Annotated in this window: 21 protein-coding genes and 2 pseudogenes; 15 read left to right on the top strand and 8 right to left on the bottom strand. The window is 39.0% G+C overall.

Going from position 1 to position 25,772, the window contains the following annotated elements:
* Window positions 1-238: 238 nt before the first annotated feature.
* From ACFQRG_RS12495 to ACFQRG_RS12470, 6 genes are all read left to right on the top strand, one after another.
* Window positions 239-1,990, top strand: coding sequence for a bifunctional metallophosphatase/5'-nucleotidase (locus tag ACFQRG_RS12495; protein ID WP_380966434.1), 1,752 nt, complete (start codon window positions 239-241; stop codon window positions 1,988-1,990).
* 418 nt (window positions 1,991-2,408) lie between these two features.
* A complete protein-coding gene (locus ACFQRG_RS12490) occupies window positions 2,409-4,010 on the top strand; it encodes an APC family permease (RefSeq protein ID WP_380966431.1) in 1,602 nt (533 codons plus the stop codon).
* Between the two features lie 159 nt (window positions 4,011-4,169).
* On the top strand, window positions 4,170-5,000 hold the full coding sequence (locus ACFQRG_RS12485; protein WP_380966429.1) for an aldo/keto reductase: 831 nt from the start codon (window positions 4,170-4,172) through the stop codon (window positions 4,998-5,000).
* A gap of 444 nt (window positions 5,001-5,444) precedes the next feature.
* Window positions 5,445-6,119 (top strand): stalk domain-containing protein, encoded by a 675-nt coding sequence (locus ACFQRG_RS12480; RefSeq protein ID WP_380966427.1) that lies wholly within the window; start codon window positions 5,445-5,447, stop codon window positions 6,117-6,119.
* 201 nt (window positions 6,120-6,320) lie between these two features.
* Window positions 6,321-7,964 (top strand): AMP-binding protein, encoded by a 1,644-nt coding sequence (locus ACFQRG_RS12475; protein ID WP_380966424.1) that lies wholly within the window; start codon window positions 6,321-6,323, stop codon window positions 7,962-7,964.
* Window positions 7,965-8,223: 259 nt separating this feature from the next.
* Window positions 8,224-9,441, top strand: a complete 1,218-nt coding sequence (locus ACFQRG_RS12470; protein ID WP_380966422.1) for a M20 family metallopeptidase — start codon at window positions 8,224-8,226, stop codon at window positions 9,439-9,441.
* Window positions 9,442-9,693: 252 nt separating this feature from the next.
* Here the strand turns inward: ACFQRG_RS12470 and ACFQRG_RS12465 are convergent, their stop codons facing one another.
* The 3 genes from ACFQRG_RS12465 to ACFQRG_RS12455 form a co-directional block, all read right to left on the bottom strand.
* On the bottom strand, window positions 9,694-9,882 hold the full coding sequence (locus ACFQRG_RS12465) for a hypothetical protein (RefSeq protein ID WP_380966420.1): 189 nt from the start codon (window positions 9,880-9,882) through the stop codon (window positions 9,694-9,696).
* Window positions 9,883-10,180: 298 nt separating this feature from the next.
* A complete protein-coding gene (locus ACFQRG_RS12460; protein WP_380966417.1) occupies window positions 10,181-11,851 on the bottom strand; it encodes an ABC1 kinase family protein in 1,671 nt (556 codons plus the stop codon).
* A 19-nt stretch (window positions 11,852-11,870) separates the two neighbouring features.
* Window positions 11,871-12,194, bottom strand: a complete 324-nt coding sequence (locus tag ACFQRG_RS12455) for a phasin family protein (protein WP_380966415.1) — start codon at window positions 12,192-12,194, stop codon at window positions 11,871-11,873.
* A 496-nt stretch (window positions 12,195-12,690) separates the two neighbouring features.
* Between ACFQRG_RS12455 and ACFQRG_RS12450 the strand changes: the two genes are divergently transcribed.
* Both ACFQRG_RS12450 and ACFQRG_RS12445 read left to right on the top strand, forming a co-directional pair.
* Window positions 12,691-12,864: a hypothetical protein gene (locus tag ACFQRG_RS12450; RefSeq protein WP_380966413.1), complete on the top strand. Its 174-nt coding sequence runs from the start codon at window positions 12,691-12,693 to the stop codon at window positions 12,862-12,864.
* 266 nt (window positions 12,865-13,130) lie between these two features.
* Window positions 13,131-14,051, top strand: a complete 921-nt coding sequence (locus tag ACFQRG_RS12445; protein WP_380966411.1) for a S66 peptidase family protein — start codon at window positions 13,131-13,133, stop codon at window positions 14,049-14,051.
* 53 nt (window positions 14,052-14,104) lie between these two features.
* Here the strand turns inward: ACFQRG_RS12445 and kynA are convergent, their stop codons facing one another.
* From kynA to kynU, 3 genes are read right to left on the bottom strand one after another with little or no spacing between them, the layout of a single operon-like run.
* Window positions 14,105-14,959, bottom strand: coding sequence for a tryptophan 2,3-dioxygenase (gene kynA / locus ACFQRG_RS12440; RefSeq protein WP_380966408.1), 855 nt, complete (start codon window positions 14,957-14,959; stop codon window positions 14,105-14,107).
* A 2-nt stretch (window positions 14,960-14,961) separates the two neighbouring features.
* Window positions 14,962-15,591, bottom strand: a complete 630-nt coding sequence (gene kynB, locus ACFQRG_RS12435; RefSeq protein WP_380966405.1) for an arylformamidase — start codon at window positions 15,589-15,591, stop codon at window positions 14,962-14,964.
* A 17-nt stretch (window positions 15,592-15,608) separates the two neighbouring features.
* Complete coding sequence (gene kynU, locus ACFQRG_RS12430; RefSeq protein WP_380966403.1) at window positions 15,609-16,895, bottom strand: kynureninase; 1,287 nt, start codon at window positions 16,893-16,895, stop codon at window positions 15,609-15,611.
* A gap of 249 nt (window positions 16,896-17,144) precedes the next feature.
* Here kynU and ACFQRG_RS12425 point away from each other — a divergent pair, with 249 nt between their 5' ends.
* The 7 genes and pseudogenes from ACFQRG_RS12425 to ACFQRG_RS12395 all read left to right on the top strand — a co-directional run.
* Complete coding sequence (locus ACFQRG_RS12425) at window positions 17,145-17,768, top strand: TetR/AcrR family transcriptional regulator (protein ID WP_380966400.1); 624 nt, start codon at window positions 17,145-17,147, stop codon at window positions 17,766-17,768.
* Between the two features lie 68 nt (window positions 17,769-17,836).
* Window positions 17,837-19,204, top strand: coding sequence for a sodium-dependent transporter (locus ACFQRG_RS12420; protein WP_380966397.1), 1,368 nt, complete (start codon window positions 17,837-17,839; stop codon window positions 19,202-19,204).
* A gap of 149 nt (window positions 19,205-19,353) precedes the next feature.
* A complete protein-coding gene (locus tag ACFQRG_RS12415) occupies window positions 19,354-20,628 on the top strand; it encodes a metal-dependent hydrolase family protein (protein ID WP_380966395.1) in 1,275 nt (424 codons plus the stop codon).
* A 189-nt stretch (window positions 20,629-20,817) separates the two neighbouring features.
* Window positions 20,818-21,030, top strand: a pseudogene (locus tag ACFQRG_RS12410) (GyrI-like domain-containing protein); the annotation flags it as partial.
* An 81-nt stretch (window positions 21,031-21,111) separates the two neighbouring features.
* The gene (locus tag ACFQRG_RS12405) at window positions 21,112-22,209 is read left to right on the top strand and encodes a hypothetical protein (protein WP_380966392.1); all 1,098 of its coding nucleotides are present in this window, start codon (window positions 21,112-21,114) and stop codon (window positions 22,207-22,209) included.
* The gene (locus ACFQRG_RS12400) at window positions 22,134-22,784 is read left to right on the top strand and encodes an IS200/IS605 family accessory protein TnpB-related protein (RefSeq protein ID WP_380966390.1); all 651 of its coding nucleotides are present in this window, start codon (window positions 22,134-22,136) and stop codon (window positions 22,782-22,784) included. Before ACFQRG_RS12405 ends, ACFQRG_RS12400 begins: the two co-directional genes overlap by 76 nt.
* A gap of 273 nt (window positions 22,785-23,057) precedes the next feature.
* A pseudogene (locus ACFQRG_RS12395) lies at window positions 23,058-23,207 on the top strand (GyrI-like domain-containing protein); the annotation flags it as partial.
* Window positions 23,208-23,357: 150 nt separating this feature from the next.
* Here the strand turns inward: ACFQRG_RS12395 and ACFQRG_RS12390 are convergent.
* Both ACFQRG_RS12390 and ACFQRG_RS12385 read right to left on the bottom strand, forming a co-directional pair.
* Window positions 23,358-24,593, bottom strand: a complete 1,236-nt coding sequence (locus ACFQRG_RS12390) for a hypothetical protein (protein WP_380966388.1) — start codon at window positions 24,591-24,593, stop codon at window positions 23,358-23,360.
* Window positions 24,583-25,569 carry a DUF58 domain-containing protein gene (locus ACFQRG_RS12385; protein WP_380966386.1) on the bottom strand — a complete coding sequence of 329 codons (987 nt, stop codon included), beginning with the start codon at window positions 25,567-25,569 and terminating at the stop codon, window positions 24,583-24,585. The genes ACFQRG_RS12390 and ACFQRG_RS12385 overlap by 11 nt, the downstream gene beginning before the upstream one ends.
* Between the last annotated feature and the right edge of the window lie 203 nt (window positions 25,570-25,772).

Raw genomic sequence — 25,772 nt, 5'->3', positions numbered from 1 at the left:
CTTCAACATCATATCCGCAATACTATGTATAGGAAAAATTAATCCAATGTACACAGTTTATCAATCTAAAATTAATAGAATTCCTTAAAATATATATTGAGAAAGCCTTGCAATAAATATTTTGAATATTATTATTGGCGAAATATTTAATTAATATATTAAACTATTATACTATCGTATTTATTAGATGCTATTGGTATCTATTAAATAAATAAATATTGACTGGGGGAAAAGAAGAGTGAAAAAAGTATTTTTAGCTATTTTACTTGTATTTTCACTGTCGGCTTCACCTGCTGTATCACATTTTACAGCACATGCATCTGCACATTCACATGGGCATGAGCATTCGAAAGGGAACAACAAAAAAGATGTTGATTTCCAAATGCTTGCTGTTAACGACTTTCACGGTAATTTGGATACTGTTGATGATGTTGATGTCAACGGCAAGACCTATACAGTTGGAGGTGCTGCCTATTTGGCAACACACTTAAATCAGGCGGAAAAGGATAACAAGCGCCAAGCCAAAAAGGAAGGGCTTAAGTCTGATACTATTCGCCTTCATGCAGGAGACCTTGTCGGTGCTAGTCCGCCGATTTCTGCATTGCTTCAAGATCAGCCGACAGTAGCGGCTTTTAATGCGATGAAATTTAAAGTCGGCGTTCTCGGAAACCACGAATTTGATGAAGGGATACCAGAGTTAAAACGTCTTTTATATGCGACTAGCGTCCATCCTAATGTTAGAAAGTATACAAAAGGCTTTAATTATCATTACAAAGGCATTGACAAAGACTTTGATTGGTTATGCGCAAATGTCGTTGATAAAAAGACAGGAAAACCAATCTTCCCGCCTTATACCATTAAAAAGGCCGGCGGTGTAAAGGTTGGATTTATCGGTATCGATACGCTGGAAACTTTACAAACTACTTTACACAAAAATATTAAGGATTTTAATTTCCTTAATGAAGCAGATACAGTAAATAAATATGTGAAGGTATTACATAAGAAAGGGGTTCACGCGATTGTTGTTGACGGTCACATCCCTGCGGATAACAAAGACGGGCAAATTGTCGGTGACGCTGCAGATTTAGCCAAGAAGGTCAGCAGTGATGTTGATGTTATTTTTGCGGGACACAATAACACCAATGTCAACGGCTATGTAGATGGAAAATTAATTGTTGAAGATCTTAAGTATGGAGAAGCTTACGGTGATGTGAGAGGGAAACTTAATCCTAAAACTCAAGACTTTGTAAAAGGATCCCTTAAAGCGAACGTGGTTCCAAATACAAGAGATGTCAAACCAGATCGTAAAATTCAAAAGATTGTCGATCAGGCAAAAACCATTACCGATAGAGTAACACAAAGCGTTATCGGTTATACAAAAGATGGTGAGACAATTGGCAAAAAGAATCCAAGAGAAGGTGAGGATCCTTTGGGAGATCTCGTTGCCGACAGTCAACGCGACGCGACCGGAGCACAAATTGCCTTAACTAACTCAGGGGGCATCCGGACTGGACTAGTGCCGAAAAAGAATGACAAAGGTCAGTATGAAGTGACATGGGGTGCTGCATACTCCGTTCAACCGTTCGGAAATCAATTGGGCGTTTATAATTTAACAGGCGAACAAATTAAAGAAGCTTTAAACCAACAATGGCAAAATCCTGATGAAATGATGTTTATGCAAGCTTCAGGAATTAAATATACTTATGTCGACGGCAGCAAAGTCCCGGACTGCAAGCAAAAATATTGTGTTAAAGATATGTATCTTGCTGACGGGACAAAAATGGATATGAATAAGACTTATACTCTAGCATTAAACGACTTTTTGGCCACTGGCGGAGATGGCTTTACCGCTTTTGAAAAAGGAAAGTTAGTAAATCAACCTGGTATAGACGATACTGATGCGTTTATTAATTACATTAAAAAGTTAACCTCTGAAGGTAAAATGATCGATCCAAAAACCGACGGGCGTGTAACACAGGTTGATGCGTAAAAAAGACCTATCGAAAAAAGAGGATATCAATTGACTAGAAGAGCCCCTAAATAATCTGTTATTTGGGGGCTCCCTCCTTTTTCAACATATATTTAAAAAGATTTAAGCGAGCTAATTTCCAAATATTTTTCGACTTTATTAAAAAAAATTAGACAGCGTTTTCAAAAATTATGTTATAATAGTAATAAAGTATTGTAAGAAAATAGACACATATTTTAAAAGGAGAGGTTGCAAAGCCGGGATTTCATAAAGGTAGTTTATATAACAGAATATTAATTACCTTGATAATATTTTACCATTCTTAAGTCCTTCAATTATTAATATCATCATAATATTTACATTTATCTGTTTAACCTATGGCTTACTCACACAATAACACCATTTATTTAGATTTGTTATAGAAAGGAAGAACCTGTATATGAAAAATAATATGCGACGGGACATAGGGACCTTTGCGTTGACTATGACCGGTATTGGTTCAATTATTGGTTCAGGCTGGCTCTTCGGAGCATGGAAGGCCGCAAAGCTCGCCGGTCCTTCAGCTATTTTTGCTTGGGCTATTGGAACAATCATTATTTTGCTGATTGGTCTGACATTTTCAGAACTGGGCTCGATGTTTCCAGAAGCAGGCGGCATGGTTCGTTACGGTCATTATACACACGGCTCGCTCGTAGGTTTTATTGCCGGCTGGGCCAACTGGATCGCGATTGTTTCTGTTATTCCGGTTGAAGCGGAAGCCTCAGCCCAATACTTAAGTTCCTGGAACTTTGATTGGGCTCACAAGTTATATAACGGCACAGAATTGACGGCGCCGGGACTTTGGATAGCTGCCGTTTTAGTTGTTGTTTACTTTTTGTTAAACTATTTCACTGTTCAACTTTTTGCACGGGTAAATACCGCAATTACTATATTTAAATTTATTATTCCTGGATTAACAATTATTGGCTTGCTTATTGCCTCTTTTCACGGCAGCAATTTTACGTCTCACGAAACAGGCGGATTTATGCCATTCGGCTGGTCCGGCGTCTTTACGGCGGTTGCTACATCGGGTATCGTATTTGCGTTTAATGGATTCCAGAGTCCGATTAATATGTCAGGTGAAGCACGCAATCCGAAGCGTTCAGTACCGATTGCCGTTATTGGGTCAATCTTGATTGCAGGTGTTATTTATATCCTTTTACAAGTGACTTTTATCGGTTCTGTAAAACCAAGCATGATTGCTCACGGCTGGGGAAATATTAATTTAAATTCACCATTTGCTGACTTGGCAATGGCCTGGGGATTAAACTGGTTAGTACTGTTGCTGTTTGCTGACGCCTTCGTTTCTCCATCGGGAACTGGTATGACTTATACAGCTACAACAGCACGAATGATTTATGGAATGGAGAAAAATGGATACTTTCCAAAAGTTTTTGGCAGAGTTCATCCGAAATTAGGTATTCCGCGCCCAGCTATGTGGTTTAACCTTGTTGTTTCGTTCATATTCTTATACTTGTTCAGAGGTTGGGGTTCACTTTCCGAGATCATTTCGGTAGCGACAGTTATTTCTTATTTGATTGGTCCGATTTCTGTTATTACGTTGCGCCGGGTTGGGTCTAATTTAGACAGACCGCTAAGATTAAAAGGCATACACATTTTGGCTCCGATAGCCTTTATTGCCGGTTCAATGATGCTTTATTGGTCAAGATGGCCGCTGACTGGCGAGGTTATCATCGTTATGCTGATAGGTTTGCCAATCTATTTTTACTATCAAGCGAAAGCGAAATTCAAAGGATTTGCTAAGCACTTTAAAGCAGGACTTTGGGTTATCGTATATCTGTTATGGATGATGCTTGTTTCCTTTATCGGCGGTAAGGAATTTGGCGGATTAGGCATTATTCCGGCCGGTTGGGACTATGCGGTTATCGCCGTTTCAGCATTAATTTTCTATGTATGGGGAATTAAGAGCGGCTGGAAGACACCGGAAATTGAAGAGAAAGAACGGGAAAGTGAAGAAAGCCCGCAAACAAATATGATGTAATCAAAATGCTCCGCAAAATGCGGGGCATTTTTTCTGCATAAGCACTTTTCTTGAATTCCTATGGTCATATGTTATGATAACGCCTAAAGAAAGAAGTTAAATATTCCATTCTAACTATCGAGAGATACATAAACCATATCGAAAAAGGAGGCTATAGAAATGGCAAATAGTATAACAGATGTAACGACATTATCTAATGGTGTAAAAATGCCTTGGTTAGGATTTGGTGTCTTCCAAGTCGAAGAAGGTGAAACAGTTGAAAGCGCAGTTAAACATGCTCTTAAAACGGGGTATCGCAGTATTGATACAGCCGCTGTTTACGGAAATGAAAAAGGCGTGGGCAACGCGATTCGAGAATCTGGTATTGAAAGAGATAAATTATTTGTTACGACGAAAGTGTGGAACAGTGCTCAAGGTTATGATTCAACACTTCAGGCCTTCGAGGAAAGCCGTGAGAAGCTTGGGCTTGATTATGTAGATCTATACTTAATCCATTGGCCTGTCGAAGGAAAATATATAGATACGTGGAAGGCTATGGAGAAGCTGTATCATGAAGGGAAAGTCCGGGCTATTGGTGTCAGCAACTTCCATGAGCATCATTTGCAAGATTTAATGAAAAACACGGAAGTAAAACCAATGGTTAATCAAATCGAGCTTCATCCGCATTTAAATCAGGAACCATTGCGGAATTACTGTAAGGAAAACGATATTCAAGTGGAAGCATGGAGCCCATTAGCGCAGGGCAAGGTACTTTCTGATTCGGTCATTACAAAAATTGCCGATAAATACGGCAAGAGCCCGGCACAAGTGGTTATTCGCTGGGATTTACAGAACGGTATTGTTACGATTCCAAAATCAGTCACCCCTCACCGTATCGAGGAAAATGCCAATGTGTTTGATTTTGAGCTGACAAATGAAGAAATGAATCAAATCAACGCGGTAAATAAAGACGAACGGACCGGACCGGATCCGGATAACTTTGATTTTTAATTGGTGTAAATAGGAAGGAGTCAGGCTGCAATTAGAGGCCTGACTCCTTTTTTAATACGTAGGGAAAGTATAAATTGGCAGCGATGTTGTCAGCTCGACGAAGCAGCCAATTTTAAGTTCCTAGTATAAGGGGAACTATGCAGTTGCCTGCGCCCTAAGGCTTGGCACCAGCTAAGTTTTCTTTATTAAACGTTTGATTAAATTGTTTTTCTTGATTATTTTTCTATATTAAAAAACGTTATGCGTTTGCAGTTAGTCATTCCTTAGTTAATAGCAAGATGTTAACTGGAAAAACGGATAATTATATAATAAATCTTTAAAAATAGTTATAAATAAATAGGATGAAAGTCTATTTTATAAACATATTTCAAATTTACTAAAACTAAAGTATAATTTTATTAACTATTCATACATATTTAAAAAATAAATATGAGGGGAAAGAGAATGAAAAAGAAATTAACGATTTCATTGATTTTATCTGTTGTTTTGTGTTTGACTTTTTCCGCGGGGGTATTTGCAGCGACGAAGTACAAATTAATTGTTGATGGAAAGGAGAAAAAAACTGAGGTAAGAATGATCAATAACACAGCCTATGTTCCTTTAAAACAATTTGCCTCAGATTTAGGTGCCAAAGTCAGCTACGACAGTAAACATAAAACCTATAATGTAACGAGTAAGGACTATAAGCCGCCTGTGAAAACAACAAAAAAAGTCTATTCAGTAAAAGTAAATGGACAGTCGGGGCCGATGAAAATTAAAATATCAAAAGTAACCTTAGATCCAGCCTATAAGTATGATAAATATTCATCGGCCATCAGAGCTGTTGTTATGGACGTTCAGGTAGAAAACACATCAAAAAAGACGATCAGCTGGTATCCGGATCAGGGGATTATGGCATTAAATACGAAAGAGCAGGTCGATAATGCCATTCTCTATTCAGACGAATTAGGCGGGGATTATCATGGTCAAGTCGTTAAAAAGGGAAGAATTGTTTTTAAAGTAAAAAGCGATTTAAATAGTATTAAGAACTTTAGATATTATATCGATGGCGCAATGGATAAAAAAACATTGGATTCTGTTGGCAAAGATATTACATTAAACGTTACATTAAGAAAATAATAATCGTTCCCGCAAAAGTTTCTTGCGGGAATTATCATTTATAAGAGAAAAACTTCTTTTCAGACACCATGGCGGAGTCGTTAAACCAGCTTATAGCCGTTAACTGAAAATTCACAATTATAATTGACTTAAAGTGCCTTATACCGTAATATAGTTCCAAAAGGCTGCATAAGCAGTTTAAGAGTTTTTAAGGAGGGTTTTATGATAGCGCATACAATGGATGTGACGTTAGGTCAATTGCTTGAGCAAATAGCAGAAAGACAACCCGATCATGATGCTGTTGTTTATCCTGATCGGGGCCTGCGTTATTCCTATAATGTTTTTAATCAGTTATGCAGAGAAACCGCCAAAGGTTTGATGAAACTTGGCATTAAGAAAGGCGAACATATTGCTATCTGGGCAACAAACTGTCCGGAATGGGTGACAACTCAGTTTGCAACTGGCAAAATGGGTGCTGTCCTGGTAACAGTGAATACGAGTTACCGTGTAACTGAACTGGAATACCTATTAAAGCAATCTGATTCGACAACACTGATTTTAATGGAATCATACCGGGGAACGTCCTATATTGATATGCTATATGAAATCGTACCGGAATTAAAAAAAGCGGAACCGGGAAAACTTCAATCCAAAAAGTTTCCATATTTAAAAAATGTAATCGTTCTTGGAGAAAGAAGATATCCTGGCATGTTCATGTGGTCTGATATTTTAAAATTAAAAGAAGAAGTCAGCGATGCTGAACTGGACAAAAGAATGGCATCGCTTGACCCGGACGATGTCATCAATATGCAGTATACATCGGGAACAACCGGTTTTCCGAAGGGTGTTATGCTGAGCCATATCAATTTGGTGAACAATGCTGCGAATATTGCGGAATGCATGAAACTCACTGCAAAAGACCGGATGTGCATCCCAGTTCCATTTTTCCATTGTTTCGGTTCAGTGCTTGGAACGCTCACATGTGTGACTGCAGGGGCAACAATGGTGCCGGTTCAGGAGTTTGATGCAAAGCAGGTTTTAATGGCGGTTCAAAAGGAAAAATGCACAGCGCTGCACGGTGTACCGACAATGTTTATCGCTGAATTAAATGACCCTGATTTCGATAAGTATGATTTGTCTTCTTTACGTACGGGTATTATGGCGGGTTCTGTTTGTCCAATTGAAGTGATGAAGGCAGTAGTAGAAAAAATGGGAGCGCGCGAAATCACCATTGTCTATGGCCAGACTGAATCTTCTCCAGGCATTACGCAAACGAGAACGGATGATCCGCTTGAAATAAGAGTATCGACGGTTGGCCGCGCCCTCCCGAATGTCGAGGTTAAAATAGTAGATCCGGTAACGAAAAAAGAAGTCTCGCATGGTAAGCGGGGTGAGTTATGTACCCGCGGTTACCACGTGATGAAGGGTTATTATAAGAATCCTAAGGCAACCGCTGAGGCGATTGATGAAGAGGGATGGCTTCATACGGGTGATCTTGCTATTATGGATGAAAATGGATATTGTGATATTGTTGGCAGATTGAAAGATATGATTATTCGCGGCGGGGAAAATATATATCCGCGGGAAATTGAAGAGTTCCTTTATCAGCATCCGAAAATTCTCGATGCACAAGTTATCGGTATACCGGATGAAAAGTATGGGGAACAGGTTATGGCCTGGATCAAACTGAAAAAAGGACAAACAGCAACAGCAGAAGAGATACGGAACTATTGCCTTGGGAAAATTGCAAGTTACAAGGTTCCGCGCTTTATTGAGTTTTGTGAAGAATACCCGATGACTGCTTCCGGGAAAATTCAAAAATTTAAGTTGCGTGAACTGGGCAGAAAACTTGTTAAACATCATTAAGTCAATATTAAGGGAGATGCCAAATATTAAGGACCCAAGGAATTTAAAGGGGTCCCTTTTTTGGTTATTCAAAAATTGGCAGTATAGAAACCCCATTACAAAGGTTGAAAATTGTCCGATAAGTGGTAATATAACTATAGTTATTAAAACTATTAAAAGAGTTGTTCCTTTGAACTTCGAGTAAGTGGAAGCTCGTCATAAACTAGTAGATTAACATATTATCTGAAGATTAATAACATCAAAAAGGAGCTGGATGAAAGTGGAAAGGTTATATGAACAGTTAGATAATATTTATAACGAAATAGTAGATATTCGCCGGTATCTTCACCAAAATCCGGAATTGTCTTTCGAAGAGGTCAACACTTCTAAATATATTGCTGATTATCATAAACAGTTAGGTCATGAAGTTCGGACCGGTGTAGGAGGAAACGGTGTTGTAGCTACTCTAAGGGGAGAAAAAAGCGGGCCGACTGTTGCATTAAGAGCTGATTTCGATGCTCTGCCTATTCAAGAGGAAAATGATACGCCTTATAAATCAAAAGTGGACGGAGTTATGCATGCATGCGGCCATGACGGGCATACGGCAACATTGTTAGGACTGGCTAAAGTATTAAATAGTATGAAGGATGAGATTGAAGGCACTGTTGTGTTTATTCATCAACATGCTGAGGAGCTTCCGCCGGGAGGCGCTATCGCAATGATTGAAGACGGTTGTCTTGACGGCGTCGATGTTATTTTTGGGACACACCTGCAGGCTCAAAACCCTCTTGGTGAGATCGGGTATCGCTCTGGAGCCCTGCAAGCTGCACCTGACTGTTTTGATATCAAGATTCAGGGAAAAGGCGGACATGGCGCTAGCCCTCATGAGACAAAGGACAGTATTGCTATTGGAGGACAGTTAATTAGCAGTCTTCAACAAATTGTCAGCAGGAGAATTGACCCATTGGATTCAGCTGTCGTATCTGTTTGTAATTTTGTAGCCAAAAATCCTTACAACGTCATTGCCGACAGTGCGGTATTATCCGGTACTGTAAGAACGTTCAAAGAGAGTGTCAGGTCATTTATTGAAAAGGAAATTGAAAAAATTGTAAAAGGTGCATGTCTCGCAGCAGATGCTTCATATACCTATAAATATACACGAGGGTATCCGGCAACTGTTAACCATCCGGAAGAGACAGAATTTGTGGCTGACCTTGCTAAGTCGGTACCGGGCGTAAAGGTAGTAAGAGAACATGAGCCAATTATGGCCGGTGAGGATTATTCTTATTATTTGCAGCATGTTAAAGGGACTTACTTCTTTACTGGTGCGCAAAATCCGGAATGGGAAGAAACATTCCCTCATCATCATTCGAAATTTGATATTGATGAACGGGCACTTTTGATAGCCGCTAAGGTTCTCGGCAAAGCGACGTTAACCTATTTGAAAAACGGTTCGGCAAACTTAAAATCAAAAGAAAGCGCCGTTCCAAGATCATAGGTGGAAAATATTTAGGTTAAATGAAGAATTCAGGAGGAAAGCTGTTGTGAAGCGTTTGCGCTTAGTAACAGTTTTTCTTTTTTTGCATTTTAAGAGGGTTACCCGCTTTAAAAGGGTAAAACAAAGACTTTCACTATTAGACTTAGCTACAAAAAATAAAAAGTGTGTAACCTTAAATGATTTTACTTAAAAGGCTACACACTAACTTTGATCGATATTTACTTTCTTATACACAAAACCATCCTCTCAGAATTAAGCAATATCCGGATACTTGACGCCTTTGAATTCTACATTAACGAAGGATGACTTTTCTTTCTCATATTTTTTGCTTAATTGTTGCGCTTTATCAAAGGCTTCAAACATGTGCTTAGATTCAATGACTTCATTCCATCGGACAGGATGGTCATTATCTGTTTCGAATAAAAACACATACTGTTTCATTTATATCACCTCCTAAAAAATCTATATTATATTAGGCAATCTATAAAGTAATATCAATCTGTTGTTATTCATTATACTTAGCTGTGCCATCAATGTAAACCCTTTCAAAAAAATAACGTTGACAAATTTGTTACGATTGAATTATGCCTTGATTTTGCTTGTCCTTTAAAGAAAACTTGCCTCTGCGTCGAATTTTCATCTGTTCTGCAAATTTATACTTAAAATATTATAAAAAAGGCGTACTGTGAACGTTAAACTCGTCACAGTACGCCTTTTATGTTTGAACCGTTTGACTGATTCAAAACCTTCCGGAGCGAAAGATAGAGAAAATTAACCATAGGAACATGAGAATAGCAATAACAACGGCTATACCGATCACCGGGACATTGGATAAAAAGGTATTGCCAAACGTTGAGGCAATAATTAAACCGACAATAACAATGCTGAAAGCGAGCAGAGTGACACTGAATGATATTCTGTTGCCTATCCTGTCGAGCCTTAACAGCAATTTATCAATTTGCGGCAAATTCATTTCAAAATGGGTTTGTCCTTTGTTTACCTTTGTCAATGTATGCCTAAGCTGTTTCGGCAATTGAAAAATGATTGATGCAAGTTCAGTGATTTCAACCCATTTTGTAGGTAAATTTTTTATTGGATTGACACGTTCTAATAACAGCTTTTTTCCATATGGTTCGGCCAGATGAATCAGGCTCAGCTCTGAATCGAGATCGGTAATGAATCCCTCGATGGTCATTAATGCCTTGCCAAGCATTGTATAGTCTTTCGGGATGGTAATTCTGTTTCTTTGCGTTGTATTAAAAAGATCTGCGATGGCATCTCCAATATTAATTTGACTCATCGGAATATCATAATATTTATCCTTTAATGCATCAATATCATTTTTAAGTTTATTTTCGTCAATATCATGGGGCATATTGGCCATTCTTTGAACAGTATGTAAAAGGGTATCAGTGTCTTTACTCATTAAACCAATGATTAGAGATGCAAAGTTTTCTTTCATTTCATTGCTTAAAACGCCAACCTGGCCAAAGTCGATATAAGCAATTTTGTTACCCGGTAAGAAAAACATATTTCCGGGATGCGGATCTCCGTGATAGATTCCCTTAATTAAAACTTGATCTAAAAAAGAGTGTACCAGGCGTTCGGCAAGAAGCTTTTTATCAAATTGATCAGATGATAAATCCTTTAATTCAATAAACTTTTTCCCATCGATATATTGGGATGTTAAAACTTTCTTTGTCGAGTAGTCCCAATAGATAGAGGGAATGATGATATTATCATTATTCTCAAACATCTGTCTGAACTTTTCAGTGTTTCTCGCTTCTTGGGAATAGTCCATTTCATTTCTGATAGCCAAGGCAAGTTCGTCAACAATGTCTCTTAATTGATAGTGTTTTGCCCAAGAATAACGGCTTTCAACAAGCCGGGCTAAGTCTCTTAAAATTTCAACATCAATGTTTACCTGATCTTCAATATTAGGACGGCGAACTTTAACAACGACATTTTCACCGGATCTTAACGTTGCCTTATGCACTTGTCCTATTGAAGCAGCGGCGAGGCATTCTTCATCAAAGGTTTCGAAAAGGTCTTCACAAGGAGCGCCAAGTTCTTCCTTGATGATTTGCTTAATGACGGAACTATTAATGGGTCTTACCGCGTCTTGAAGCTTTTCTAATTCCTTTGTCAGCGAGGCGGGTATCATGTCCCTCCGAATACTTAATAATTGTCCGAACTTAATAAAGGTAGGCCCGAGTTCTTCCATTGATATTCTTAACCGTTTCCCGAGCGGCTGTGCATTCCCTTTATTTAAATCGGATTCTATTCTTTTCGGGAGGGACAATAAGTGAAATAGGCCGACTTCCTTAACAATATACCCGAACCCGTTTTTTACGAGAACCGTTGTTATTTCCCGGTAGCGGTTCATGTGCCTCATTCTTCTCATGATCATGATTCTCACCTACAGCTGTTTAGTCCTCTTTATTTGTATTTTGAATGATTGTATCCAATTTCCTTTCCAATGCTTCTAAGCGTTCGTTCATTTCATTCATATCTTCCCTACTGACAAAACCGATTTGCTTTAATGAAGATGTGATTTCTTTGCGGAATTGTTCGTTCCATTCATTTTGCTTGCCTTTTCCTTTCTCTTGGAGCTCGCTGAGAATTCCCTTTGCTTCCTGAGGCGCAATTTCTTTCTTTTCGACGAGGTCATTGACGTATTTTTCAACTCTTTCTTTACTCGCTACGGCAGCGCCTAATCCGAGAAAAAAGCCTTTTTTCAGTAATTCATTCATAACTGTCATCCTTTCAAATTGCTTTTAGTTATCTATACCCGAAAATGGTATGCATTTATCATACATTTTTTGTAAAGTTAATCAAAACTATAAGAGGGATTTATTTTCTAAAAGACGACTCATTTATTACTTTATTTATAGAAGCTGTTTTAAAGAACGGGTTGTTTCATCTTTCTAAATGATCATTTTCATTATTATTTTAAAGTTTTTACAAATTAACTGATAAATAGTATTATAGCAACAATTGATTTAATTGTGGATGATGTCAAAAGTACTAAAAATTCATTTTATCCTAATAAGAATAATTCTATGCATGTTTGCTGTAAATTTGGGCATAAGTTTGCAGACAAAAATTCTGAAGAAATATAGGATATTTTGTTCTTTTTGAAACGAAATTGAAATTTATCTAACGCTAATTTAATTTAAAGTTACGGACCCAATAGGGTTTAGGAAGCCGAATTTATCAAATATAGGAAAGAGTGAAAGGAGCAATGTTTTGAAATCAATCATTCTAATTTTTCTCATAATCATTGAGGCACTTCTTGTAATTGTTCCTGAATATGTAAGAAGTAAAACTGGAATGAAAGTAAAGCATAAAAAATCTTGGCTGCTTCTAGTGTCTATACTTGCTCTGGCCATTGGGGTGCTGCTGGCAGCTTGTATTTCTTAAAATATAATGCATTATAAAAATTTATTATTGCTCTTTCGAAAAAAGATAAGATCATTTTTTAGTTATAGAAGTGTCATTTTTACAATACATTTTCTATAAGAGATATTTAAATAATCCGGGAAAAAGGTGATGAAATGAATTTACATATGCACGTATGCGCCGGTCTTATTTAATGACGCATCACCAACTTCTCGTTGCAAAGCAGCAATGAAGCTTTCAAGCGATTGCTTGGCTTTGCACCTTTTTCGGAAGGGAAGGTACAACTTATGGCAACACCGCCGCCTATTTTAAAGCCAGGTGATACTGTAGGCATCGTAACGCTGGGAAGTCCATTAGAGGCTGCTACCATAAATGCGCGAATTGATACGCTGAAAAAATTAGGGTTTAATGTGGTATTAGGCCAATATGTATATTCCCGTAATGGTTTTCTTGCCGGGACTGATCAGGAACGTGCTTATGATTTGATGAGCATGTTTGCCAATAAGCAGGTTAAAATGATTTTGCCGTCAAGAGGCGGAGAGGGGGTTGCCGGCATTCTCCCTTACCTGGATTACAACCTCATTCAGGCGAATCCTAAAATTGTTACAGGCTACAGTGATATTACTGTATTACAAAATGTATTGTATCAATACACAAATCTTATTACCTTTCAAAGCCTTTTGCTTATAGACTTCACGGAGTATGCGCCTCCTTATAATTATGACGAGTTTTTTGCCGCGACCTCAACAATATACTACCGGCACATACATAATCCGGCGGGAATACCATTAGTGAGCAGAGTGCCAGGCAATGTCACTGGACCGATTGTAGGCGGGAACCTTACGTCATTTGTTGACACATTAGGAACACCCTTTGAGATCGACACAACAGGTAAAATACTATTTTTTGAAGAAACCCATGAACCTATTAATAAAGTATACAGGTTATTGAACCATCTTAAGCTGGCCGGGAAGTTCGACGATTGTATTGGTATTATTATGGGGGAATGTACGGGTTGTCAGGTTTCTTACGGCAAGTCATACGATGATTTGATAAATGAGTTTGTTGTTCCGCTCGGCAAGCCGCTTATGACTAATCTTACATCTGCCCATGGGACTTATAAAGCAGCAATACCTATAGGGGCAATGGTTAATTTGGATACACAAAATAATACAATAACTGTGCTTGAGCCGACTGTCAGTTTATAAAAAGGGTTAAAACGATTGACTTAGCAATCGTTTTAGCCCTTTTTCTCTACATACTATAATTTTGTGCGCAGATCCCAAAGTTCGGGGAAGAAGCGGTGATCAAGGACTTTTTTTAGATAATTGACGCCTGATGAACCGCCTGTTCCGATCTTGTGGCCGATGATTCGTTCCACTGTTTTCATATGACGGAAACGCCATTGCTGAAACCAGTCTTCTATATCGACGAGTTTTTCCGCAAGCTCATAAAGATCCCAGTATTTTTCCACGTTGTTATAGACTTCAAGCCATGCCGCTTCAACAGTTGGATCCGCCTGATAAGGCTCGCTAAAATCTCTTTGCAGCAGGTCCGGGTTAATCGCAAAACCTTCTTTTGCGAGGGCATGAATAGCTGCATCGTATAAGCCGGGCGCATGTAAAGCTTTATCTAAACGTTGATGAAGTTCAGGATCCTTTTTATAAATGGCAAGGACATGCGGTGTTTTATATCCAAGGGCAAATTCTATCATTCTATATTGATACGATTGAAATCCGGAAGCTTGGCCGAGCTTATCCCGAAACTGGATATATTCTGACGGAGTTAATGTCGATAAGACATCCCAAGCCCTTATGATTTGCGATTGAATTTTAGACACACGGGCAAGCATTTTAAAAGCTGTTGAAAGATCACCCTTTTGAATGGATTCAATGGATGCATTGACCTCGTGAAGAATTAATTTCATCCATAGCTCACTGACTTGATGAATAATAATAAAGAGCATCTCATCATGGTGTCCGGATAGTAGCTTTTGGCTTGATAAAAGGCTGTCTAAATGAAGGTATTCACCGTAGGTCATGCGGTTAATAAAGTCAGTATGAATACCTTTTTCGGTTACTATTTTATCATTATCTTTGAAGCTATTTTTCGTCATAGTCAGTCTCCTTTTTGAATCGGTTTGATCACAGCGCGGACCGGACTTCCGTCAGCGGCTTCCAAAGGCAGGGGCTGTGCGATAAGTTCATAGTCGCCTGGCTCCACATGATCAAGCACGACATTTTCTAAGATGTGAACTCCATGATTGAATAGTGAGTAATGGGCGGCCATATCTTTGCTGTCAAGAGGGTCTACCGACGGCACATCAACACCGATCAACTGGATGCCTTTTTCTTTAAGAAACGGCCCTATGCCTTCTCGTAAATAAGTAATCTTATTTGGAAAAACATAAGGATTAGACGGTGCTGTCCGTAAAAGCAGACGGCTTGTGCCTGCTAAGTCATAGTTTGCCAGCTCTTTAGCTCCGATACTTTTATGTTGGGACACATCAATGATTCGTGCAGGACCGATATAAATGTTAATATCCAGGTCAATGACTTTCCGCCCTTCATTGTCAAAATGAAACGGCGCATCGATATGGGTTCCTGTGTGCAGGCTCATCGTTATTTTTCCGATATTGACTGATCCGGTTTGTTCTTTTGTCCAGGCCGCTTCATAGGAGAAAGGTGTGTCATCAGGCCATGTCGCAATATTATTGTTTAATGGCTGTGAAATGTCGATCCACTTCATGCTGTGATTACCTCCAATTAAGCGACAACATCTCTTGTATTTTCGAACTTTTTATATTGTTCTTCTACCATAATCTTCTTGAGTATTTGAACGGTATTCCAGACCTCTTCAAAAGTATTATAGAGAGCAATAGGTGCAAGACGAATGCCGTTTGGCGCACGAAAGTCCGGGATAACATTATTTTCCTTTAATGCTTTACAAATGCGGGCTGCTTCTTGATGTTCTAAATAAATATGCCCTGTCCGCCGGTCATCTTCAAGCGGGTTTCCAATTGTAAAGTCCATGTCTTTTAATTCATGTGCGATAAGATCCATCATGTATTGTGTCATACTTAGAGACTTCTGACGGAGCCGGTCAAGACCTGCTTCTTTAAAAATTTCTAAGGAGCCAATTAAAGGCGCAAGACTAAGCAGATGCGGGGTTCCCATTTGGTAGGCGCCTGCATCATCGGCAGGGGTCAGTGTATGCTCCATATCAAATTGCTTATCTTTATTGGAGCTAAACCAGCCTGTAAGCCCGGGTGTGCGATGGAAATGTTTTTTGTTAACATAAAGTCCGGCAACGCTTCCCGGCCCGCCGTTTAAATATTTGTAATTACACCAAAAAGCAAAATCAACATCCCATTCAGTGAACTGATGAGGGATCGAGCCGATCGAGTGACACAGGTCAAATCCGATCAATATACCGCGCTTGTGGGCTTCCTCAGTCAGACGCTTCATATCAAGGATTTGCCCGCTTCGGTATAAAACGCTTGGCAGAACAATAAGGGCTATATTTTCTGTCATCGCAGAAATGATATCTTCTTCGTTTAGAGTTCGCCCATCACGGCTCTTAACTTGGACGAGATGCTCATCAGGGTCATAGCCTTTAAGCTTCACTTGGCTTTGAAGTGCATAAATATCGGTAGGGAATGTTAATTCATCAGCAAGAATTTTTGTTCTGGTTCCTTCAGGCTCGTAAAAAGTTGACACGAGTTGATGCAAATTAACAGTGGTGGAACCGCTTACAACAACCTCATTAGCTTCGGCGCCAATCAGCGGAGCAATTAAATCCCCTAAACGTTCAGATAAATAGAACCATGGATGCTCTCCTTTGGTCCAGCCGTCAATACCAAACTGTTTCCACGAATCAAGAATTTGCAAAAGAGAAGCCTCGGCGCGTTTGGAAAGTAAGCCTAATGAATTGCCATCTAAATATATCGTACCTTCTTTTACATAAAATTCATCACGGAATGAAGCTAACTCGTCCTCTTTATCTAATTGCAGTGCATATTGATAAGATGGATCAAATGTGTAAATCCCCATAAAATCAACCCTTTCTTTTTTTGTTGGGGTCTGACCCTGTGAACTGTGGATAATGTTAATAATGTGGATAACTGTGTCAGACCATGAAGAAGGATAAGGTAAAGTGCAAAAAGCCCCCTAGTACAAAATATTTGCTGAATTCAATATACTATGAAAGTGACATGATGTCAATGACTCCATATCATTGACGCTGTATCATTTTTTGCCTAGAATAATCAAAAAAGTCACTTTTTAAAAAGGATGAGTAAAATGAATAAAGAAATTGAGCAACCCTCAACAAGAAAATTAAAATCCATTCAAACAAAAAATAGACTGCTGGATGCCGGTCGTGATATATTTATCAAATACGGCTTTCAAAAAGCTACAATCTCACAAATTATTAAACAAGCGGAAACAGGATATGGTACAGCGTATGTCCATTTTAAGAATAAAGATGATATTTTAATCGTGCTGATGGAAGATGTCATGGATCGATTTTATGTGATTGCCGAACTGCCGTTTAAGCCAAAGACAAAGCAAGAAGCGTGCAATCTGATTCAAAAGCAAGTACGTTTATTCCTGGAAATGGCTAATAATGAACAGCCGATGATGCAGGTGATTGAAGAAGCTATCAGGATTTCCGGGGACGTTTATAACAAATGGCGATCCATTCGGGAGCGATTTATACAGCGAATCGCCAAAGACATCGCCTATTCTCAAAAAAATGGACTGGCCCGGCTCGACGTGGACAATGACCTTGTCGCCCGGGGATGGTTTTATGCAAATGAAATGTACTTATGGGATATTGTCAGAAATGAAAACTCCTCCACTACAGAGGACATTGTTCATAACCTGACCGAGATATACACAAGCGGGCTATATTTTGGGGTCTGACCCTGTGAACTGTGGATAATGTGGATATTGTTAATAACTTAATAAGCCCGGATAAGGAGGAGATAAGATTGAAGCAGCAAAGAGAGCAATGGTCATCAAAATTAGGCTTCCTTATGGCGGCGGCCGGATCCGCGATTGGGTTAGGCGCGATCTGGAAATTTCCTTATGTTGTAGGAACAAGCGGCGGCGGGGCATTTTTTCTCATCTTTTTGTTGTTTACACTTTTTATTGGATTACCGATGCTTTTAGCGGAATTTATCATTGGCAGAGGGTCGCAAAAGGATGCAATAACAGCTTATCGTACGTTTGCACCAGGCACCCGCTGGGACTTGATCGGAATAATGGGGATTATATCCAGTTGTATCCTCCTTGCCTTTTACAGTGTAGTCGGCGGCTGGATTATCATATATCTTGTAGAAGCGATAAGCGGCCGTTTATCTGGTTTGGACAAGGGTGAATATAGCCATCTGTTTAACAGCTTGATAGCCAATCCAACCGTTGCCGTCGCAGCCCAGTTTGTATTTATGCTTATTACAATTCTTATTGTTGCAAAAGGTGTACAAAAGGGGATTGAACGGGCAAGCCAAATTATGATGCCTGCTTTATTTATCGCATTTATTATTCTGATCATTCGTTCCTTGACTTTAAGCGATGTCGGGGAAGGCATTAAATTTTTCCTGTATCCTAACTTTTCCAGCCTTTCTTCTAAGGCCATTTTATATGCACTGGGCCAATCATTCTTTGCGTTAAGTGTCGGTTTCTCTGTTATGGTCACGTACAGTTCATATTTATCGAAAAAGGAAAATTTGCCGAAGTCAGCGACAATCATTGTTATCATGAATATATTTATTTCACTTTTAGCTGGTCTGGCCATTTTTCCGGCTGTTTTTTCGTTTGGATTTAAACCGGCAGCCGGCCCGGGTCTATTATTTGTTGTCCTCCCCGCGGTATTTGACAAAATGCCGTTTGGTATGGTCTTCCTCGTCATCTTCCTTTTGCTGTTCTTGTTTGCTACCTTTACTTCCGCATTTTCATTATTGGAAATTATTGTTGCTGCTATTACCAAAGGAGACAATACAAAAAGGAAAAAGGTGACTTGGATCACGGGAATGATTATTTTCATCATCGGTATTCCTTCTGCATTATCATATGGTGTATTAAGCGATTTTAAGATATTTGGTAAAACACCATTTGATCTGTCCGATTATCTTTGTTCTAACATTTTACTGCCGCTCGGCGCTTTGTCCATTGCAATTTTTACCCCTCTAAAAATTCCGAGGAAGAAATTGTGGGAGGAGTTTAAAGCAGGCATGACGGGCGGGAGGCGCTTGTTTGCACTTTGGTTTTTACTGATCAGATACATTGTACCGATAGCCATTATCATCGTCTTTTTAGATGTCATAGGTGTATTTAAATGGTTTGGACTTAATTTTTAAGAAAATATAATAGTAAAAGGTGAGCATATATTAAGACTTATAATATGTTCACCTTTTTTTAATCTATCAAACCCTATTGTTTCCCGACTAATTAAAATAGTATAATTAAATTAAACTAGTCTGAAAATATACAATGGAGGCATGTAAAAATGACATATACATTAATTAAAAACGGAACGTTAATCGATGGCAACGGCGGACAACCATTAGCAAACGCAGCAGTATTAATCAAAGATAATCGAATAGAGGCTGTTGGAAAGCTGAGCGAAATCAAACAGCCGGATGAGGAAGTTGAGGTTATTGATGCACAAAATGGCTATATTCTTCCTGGGTTTATAGATACTCATGTTCATATGATGATGGATCAATCCAATCTGCAAAAAAGTCTTTCAACCCCTTTTTCGATGAATTTCTACAAAGCTCTCGGACATATGAAGCGTACTATTAATGCAGGTGTCACTTCAGTACGTGACGCTGGATTTACGGATGTCGGCGTTAAAGAAGCTATTGATCAAGGCTTGATTCTTGGCCCGCGTATGCAAGTCAGTATTATCCCGCTTACAATCACAGGAGGGCATGGGGACTCTTGGACGCGTTCCGGGATTGATTTAACGAGGTTGAGTTATCCTGGTATGCCGGATGGTATTTGCGACGGACCGGAACAAGTTCGCCAAAAGGTTAGAGAAGTATTGCGTGCGGGAGCAGACATCATTAAAGTTCATGCAACAGGCGGTGTCATGAGTCCAACTGACCATCCGGAATTCACGCAGTTTTCCCAAGAAGAGCTGGAGATCATGGTTCAAGAGGCTGCATTCCGCCGCGGCATTAAAGTTATGGCGCATGCTCAAGGGGCAGAAGGTATTAAAAATGCAGTTCGTGCCGGCATCCACTCTATTGAACATGGTATCTTCTTAGATGATGAAGCGATCGAATTAATGCTTGCGAAAGGCACTTATCTCGTTCCGACGCTGCTTGCACCTGTAGCAGTGCTTGAAGCAGGTGAAACCAGCGACGATATGCCTGAACACGCGCTTCAAAAATCCCGTGAAGTCATTGACTTTCACCGTGAAAGTATTGCCAAAGCATATAAGTCCGGAGTCAAAATTGCCATGGGTACGGATGCCGGCGTCATGCCGCATGGAACAAACTTGCGAGAATTAAATCTCATGTGTCAAATAGGCATGTCGCCAATGGAAGCTATCGTTGCGACAACAAAAGTTGCCGCTGAATGCCTTGGCTGGGATGACAAATTAGGTACTGTTGAAACAGGAAAACTGGCAGACATTATCATTACGAAAACTAATCCGATAGAAAATATCAGCTCACTTGAGGATACGAATAATATAGTAACAGTTATTAAGGACGGCAATATTGAAAAAGATCTGTTAAAAGAAACAAGCGGTCAATCAGCTTATTTGGTTTAAACAGTTTACTTAACTTAAATCGATTGGTTATTAGTTTAACAGGGATTTCTACAAAAAAGCAGAGACACTCTCTGCTTTTTTTCGTGAATATTTACATTCTTAAAAGATAACTCCTGCATTTTCCATTTTAGACTTTTAAAAATGTCATTTACGAATTAACCTTATGCATATGGATAGCCCCTGCAACATCACTATATTGGTGTAGCAACAACCAAAGAATGTCCCGTTAATAATCTGGCGGTGCTGGAAGTACCAGCCTTAACATGGGCTGTATTCGAAGCGAAGGGGTCATTTCATGATACACTCCAAGATATATGGGGACGTATTTATCATTTAACCGAGAAGATCCCTTCCTCAAGCTTTGCTAGGTGGGGGATGAATCGGATGTTTTGGGGCTTTTGACATTCCTTTCTTGCCTTTGTTTGCTGTATCATCTATAATAATCCTAAGGGTTAGAACATATGTTCCCATTGGGAGGCAAAAATGAAAAAGACTTATTTTTCGAAAAGAATCTATAAAAACGAGCTGTCTTGCTACCTTATTCATGAATTAAATGGTGTCCTGCAAACATTCAACCATGCCAAGCGTTTTGCGTTCCATACTTTGGTCCGGGAAAAACGTTGGGACCGTCAATTAAATAAAGAAAGTCTACATCAAGTGTTAAAGAAAAAATTTGGCCTGAATGATTACTATGCCAATAGTGCCCGTCAAGAGGCTGCGGCTCTCTTCACGGCTTTAGCAGAGTTACAAAAATTATATACCAAACAAACGGATGAAAAAATAAAAGATATAAAGAAAAAATTAAAAAAAGAACGAACAAAACTAACAAAGTTTTTTAGAGTCAAGGACAGTTTAATCAAAGGAAAACTTCATCTGCCTAAAAACAGCCCTTTTTTGAAGATAAACAATATAATTGCCCTTCCTTTAAAGAATGAAACCCAGATTTGGTTAAATGATTATTTGTTTGAACACCAGTATCTTGATGTTCAAATTAAACATACAAAGTCGCGGATCGGACGTTTAGTCTTTCGTCTCTACCGTCTGGAAGAAAGGAAACAAAAATATAAAACTCATATACCCAGTTGCGTATTTGGCGGTAAAAAGTTGTTTAAGTCACAATTTACTATAGAAGAATATCAACGAAACCATGAAAAATGGCAAGAAATCTTTCATCAAGCACGGACGAAACAAATGATGATTTCTGGCCGGAAGGATGCCAAATCTGGAAATTTTGTTTTCCAGTACAATATAGAGAATCAGGCATTGCACTTCACCTCAATTAGAGGTAAAGCTTTTACTATCCCGTTCGTTTTGTTCCCGTATGGACAAGAGATTATCAACAACGTGATTTTAACCCAACAAACCTGTAAAAACAAAAAAAAATTGATGGCAAACCAATCTCTTGGTCAATTGAAGATCACAGAGACTACTATATTATTAAATGTTTGGTTGAGGTTATACCCAACCCATATGTTAATTTCAGTACTTCTGATGGCGTTATCGGCGTGGATTGTAATGTTGACCACTTTGCTTGGGCTGACCTCACAAATGACGGCAACTACCTTGAAAGCGGAAAATTAAAGTTTTCTATCAAAGGTAAAACAAGCGGTCAAATAACAAAAATCATAGAAGCCAAAGCCATCGATTTAGTCGATATAGCCGTTCAAAAAAACAAACCCATTATTCTCGAAACTTTGGATACGACGCTATCGAAAACGGGTAATAGATATGCCAATAAGAAAGCGAACCGTTTAAAGAGTCTATTTGCCTATAAAAAGATGATCATTGCGGTCACGAGCCGTGCAGAAAAAATGGGCATCGATGTGATTCAAGTTAATCCGAAATATACGTCCGTCGTCGGGAAACTGAAATATATGCGCAAATTTGGTATATCTATTCATCAAGCCGCCGCATTCACTATAGGAAGGCGAGGTCTCGGATACAAAGATAAACCACCAAGGATCTTTCATCAATATATCGATCGTCATAATATTCATCATTGGCGTCATTGGCACACGTTAAACAAAAAGCTAAACGTTCGAACTCATCTTTTTTACACACTTTTCAATGTCAATACCCCTCATCAAAGTATTAACCTGCATGATCACAATCTCACAGAAAATGAACGCAAAAAATTATTTAAGGCATTAGCTTGATATCAAAGCACCATTGTACCAGTCTTTTACTCTAGTCGCCGGAGCAGATGGCTATTCTAGGAGCTGGGTGCATTATAATGAGTGCTGTATGAAACCTCTATACTTATTTGAAGATGGTGAACCTTCTTGTGCTTGCTTAAAAAGAAGACACAAACTGGTCATTCGAAGAAATACGTCGGATAATAGGTATGGTTGTACCCTCTTGTTGAACGGAGGGGGTTCCAAGTTTCTCTAACTGGAATCTCCCACCTCAAGCTAGGCTAGGTGGAAGTAGTTCAATCCGAATGGTTTCCATCCTCAAATTATGAACAAATAGAAGGTCCTGAAATTCTGTGGAATGAGAATAAAGATATAACATCACCGACTTTTAAGAGCGAAATATGGATACCGATTGTAAAAAGCAATAATAATCAATGGACTTAGATGTAATAAATAAGTTTTGTATCGGCCGTTACGCTGACTTTGACACTATCAAATTGAATATCGAAGCGTTAATTATTTAATGAAGAAACCGATTTCCCTTAACTTTTGGGGAATCGGTTCTGTCCAATTGGTGAGCGGTACCTCAAAGGATTATTTATTCCCATTCACATGATTCGTTTCAATGTTTATCTGATTTTTAAAATCCTCTTTCATCTGTTTTAATGTCGCGTTATAATCGACCAATTCCTCTTTAGTCAGCTCTTTTCCGCCATATCGTGTTTTATCATAGAAGTCTTTCACGCTGCCTGATGATCTTAAAAGACCGGTCCGACTTAACCATTCATCAAGTGATTCATGCGAATAGCGCCCTAACCCAATCTTGCGAGCAAAGTTTTGCATCTTATACATACCTAATCTGACTGGATCTTTGGGAGGGTGGTGGCGTCTTTTTCTATTTATAGACCGTTTCTTTACATCTATATTAATGGTGTCACCAATCAAATGACTGTGTGCATTCATCTGTCCATTATCCAAAAGCAGTTTTCGTTTCCTAAGAAAAAGCATAATGATTATAGCCAAAGCGATGAGTACACCAATAATCATCCAAGAAAGGTAACTTGGCGGATGGTAGGCTATCACATACCGTTTGATCAACATCGGATTGTCACTAACGTGTAATACTTGCTTGAGCCTTTCTTCCTTTTCCTTAGAAACAAACGGTGTCACCAACCAATTAAACAAGACAGATGTCCCTTCAATAATCAGAAAAGCTATCCCTTTGACGAGGAACTGAATGACGGCAATCAGCACAGTTTTTAAAACGAGCACGAGACCCGCAGCTGCCAACGCTACAAAGAAGAAACCTAGCATAAACAAAGGCAGTCCTTTAGACATACCGCTCATTTGGTTTTGGCATGCAATTATCAAAGTCGTTGTTAAAAATTGAAAGGCTAAAAGAATGATAAAGACGAATCTGTGATGAAAAGCGCCTTGAACGAGAAAGTGAATAAATAAATAATAGAAAATGGCTAAGACCGTATAGCCAAAGAACAGTTGCCAAATAGATGCTGATGTTTTCTCTGCAAATAATCGAATCGATCGAAAGTAAAAAAGAACGCCGATAATTAAAGTAAGCAAAAGGTGAAAATCAAAAATCACGTATCCCACGATCATAGGTACTAAGGCTATTCCAAAATAGACAGCCATTGAAACGCTTGGAAATTTCTTTCGTACCAAAGTAAATAATATGGCATAAATAACCGCAAGTATTAGTAATGGTAAAAACAGCTGCCAATGTCCGCTATAAAATGGCACAAACAACGTATAAATAAAAATCCACTCAAAAATAACAGCCGCCCACAAAAAGACAGATTGATTATTTCGCAACTGCCTCTCCCCTTCCATAAAGCGGGGCTAGCACCGGAGAACCCTCAATACTATTAACCTTATAAATGACATGACCCCTTTTCGACCATTTTCTATAAAAGAGGTGATTTTTATCATGATCATTTCCCATATAAAACATCATAATGACCCTTTTATCGATCATAGCTTTATCGATTTCATTCATCGCTAAATTGACCTTCGTCCGGATTTGACCCAGATTGATAAAAGCAAGCAAATCCCAGGCTTTGATAAGCTGTTGAATACCGGAGTCTACAGGGATTGACACCGTCTCACCGGACCCTTTTATTTTGATATTCACGAACACATTATAAGTCATTCCCCGATTCTCAGCGAATTGGATCATAAAAGCAGCTATTGACAGCTGTCGTTCTAAGTCCTCTTTAGCCATATAATTGTAGTTCGGTTCAATGAGCAGAATGATTGTCCATGTCATGCCAATCACTTTTTCAAACAGCTTCGTTTGTAATTGTCCTGTCCTGGCACTGGCTTTCCAATGGATATACCGAAACGGGTCGTTGAAAGAATAATTTCTCGTTCCCATTAGTGCTGTATGATCATTATAAATGGAGCCAGCCATAGGCAGCTTTCCTTCGACTGCCAGCATCATGTTGGTTAATCCCCTAATAGCAAGCGGTCTTGGGTGGACAATGACCTCTTTTTTCACCAATTGGTTGAAAAATAGGTTGGCAGATATAAGATTAAAAGGATCTTTTATGGTGACTTCCAAGGTCCTTATCTTAGCAATCCCTCGTTTTTTCGCTATCATAGGCATGGTCATAGTGATCTTTTCCAATGGACCCAAAGAAAAATCCGCTGTGAATTTTGTGCCATTCTCCGCATCTTCTTCTCCTATTTCGACTGCACCGTCCAAGGCAATCCGGCATTTAGCATAAAACAGAGGCAGTCTTGCCCCATTGACAAAAGTGAAATGAAGCTGACCATGATCACCTTGCATGAGTCTAATCTTCTGTCTATCATTTACAAAAAGCAGTTTGTTAATGATATATTTAAGGTACATCCTCGGAACGACACCCAAAATAACCAGACAACTCCCCGCAAAAAAAAGGCTCGTATATTGGAGCAGAATAGCACAAATCATTGCTCCGAAACCAACAAAGTACATGAAAGTTATCATCTTGGGATATTGTATGTATCGAT

Source organism: Scopulibacillus cellulosilyticus (assembly GCF_042665295.1).
Taxonomy (GTDB): Bacteria; Bacillota; Bacilli; order Bacillales; family Sporolactobacillaceae; genus Scopulibacillus_A; species Scopulibacillus_A cellulosilyticus.
Note: the sequence above shows the minus strand (reverse complement) of the source record. Positions and strands in the feature narration are given on the sequence as shown.

Coding starts and splice junctions, on each gene's coding strand:
- ACFQRG_RS12490 (WP_380966431.1), top strand. CDS start 2,409: ATGAAAAATAATATGCGACGGGACATAGGGACCTTTGCGTTGACTATG.
- ACFQRG_RS12425 (WP_380966400.1), top strand. CDS start 17,145: ATGAATAAAGAAATTGAGCAACCCTCAACAAGAAAATTAAAATCCATT.
- ACFQRG_RS12415 (WP_380966395.1), top strand. CDS start 19,354: ATGACATATACATTAATTAAAAACGGAACGTTAATCGATGGCAACGGC.
- ACFQRG_RS12475 (WP_380966424.1), top strand. CDS start 6,321: ATGATAGCGCATACAATGGATGTGACGTTAGGTCAATTGCTTGAGCAA.
- ACFQRG_RS12465 (WP_380966420.1), bottom strand. CDS start 9,882: ATGAAACAGTATGTGTTTTTATTCGAAACAGATAATGACCATCCTGTC.
- ACFQRG_RS12460 (WP_380966417.1), bottom strand. CDS start 11,851: ATGATCATGAGAAGAATGAGGCACATGAACCGCTACCGGGAAATAACA.
- kynB (WP_380966405.1), bottom strand. CDS start 15,591: ATGAAGTGGATCGACATTTCACAGCCATTAAACAATAATATTGCGACA.
- ACFQRG_RS12480 (WP_380966427.1), top strand. CDS start 5,445: ATGAAAAAGAAATTAACGATTTCATTGATTTTATCTGTTGTTTTGTGT.
- kynA (WP_380966408.1), bottom strand. CDS start 14,959: ATGACGAAAAATAGCTTCAAAGATAATGATAAAATAGTAACCGAAAAA.
- ACFQRG_RS12385 (WP_380966386.1), bottom strand. CDS start 25,569: ATGCAAGGTGATCATGGTCAGCTTCATTTCACTTTTGTCAATGGGGCA.
- ACFQRG_RS12485 (WP_380966429.1), top strand. CDS start 4,170: ATGGCAAATAGTATAACAGATGTAACGACATTATCTAATGGTGTAAAA.
- kynU (WP_380966403.1), bottom strand. CDS start 16,895: ATGGGGATTTACACATTTGATCCATCTTATCAATATGCACTGCAATTA.
- ACFQRG_RS12455 (WP_380966415.1), bottom strand. CDS start 12,194: ATGAATGAATTACTGAAAAAAGGCTTTTTTCTCGGATTAGGCGCTGCC.
- ACFQRG_RS12405 (WP_380966392.1), top strand. CDS start 21,112: ATGAAAAAGACTTATTTTTCGAAAAGAATCTATAAAAACGAGCTGTCT.
- ACFQRG_RS12445 (WP_380966411.1), top strand. CDS start 13,131: ATGGCAACACCGCCGCCTATTTTAAAGCCAGGTGATACTGTAGGCATC.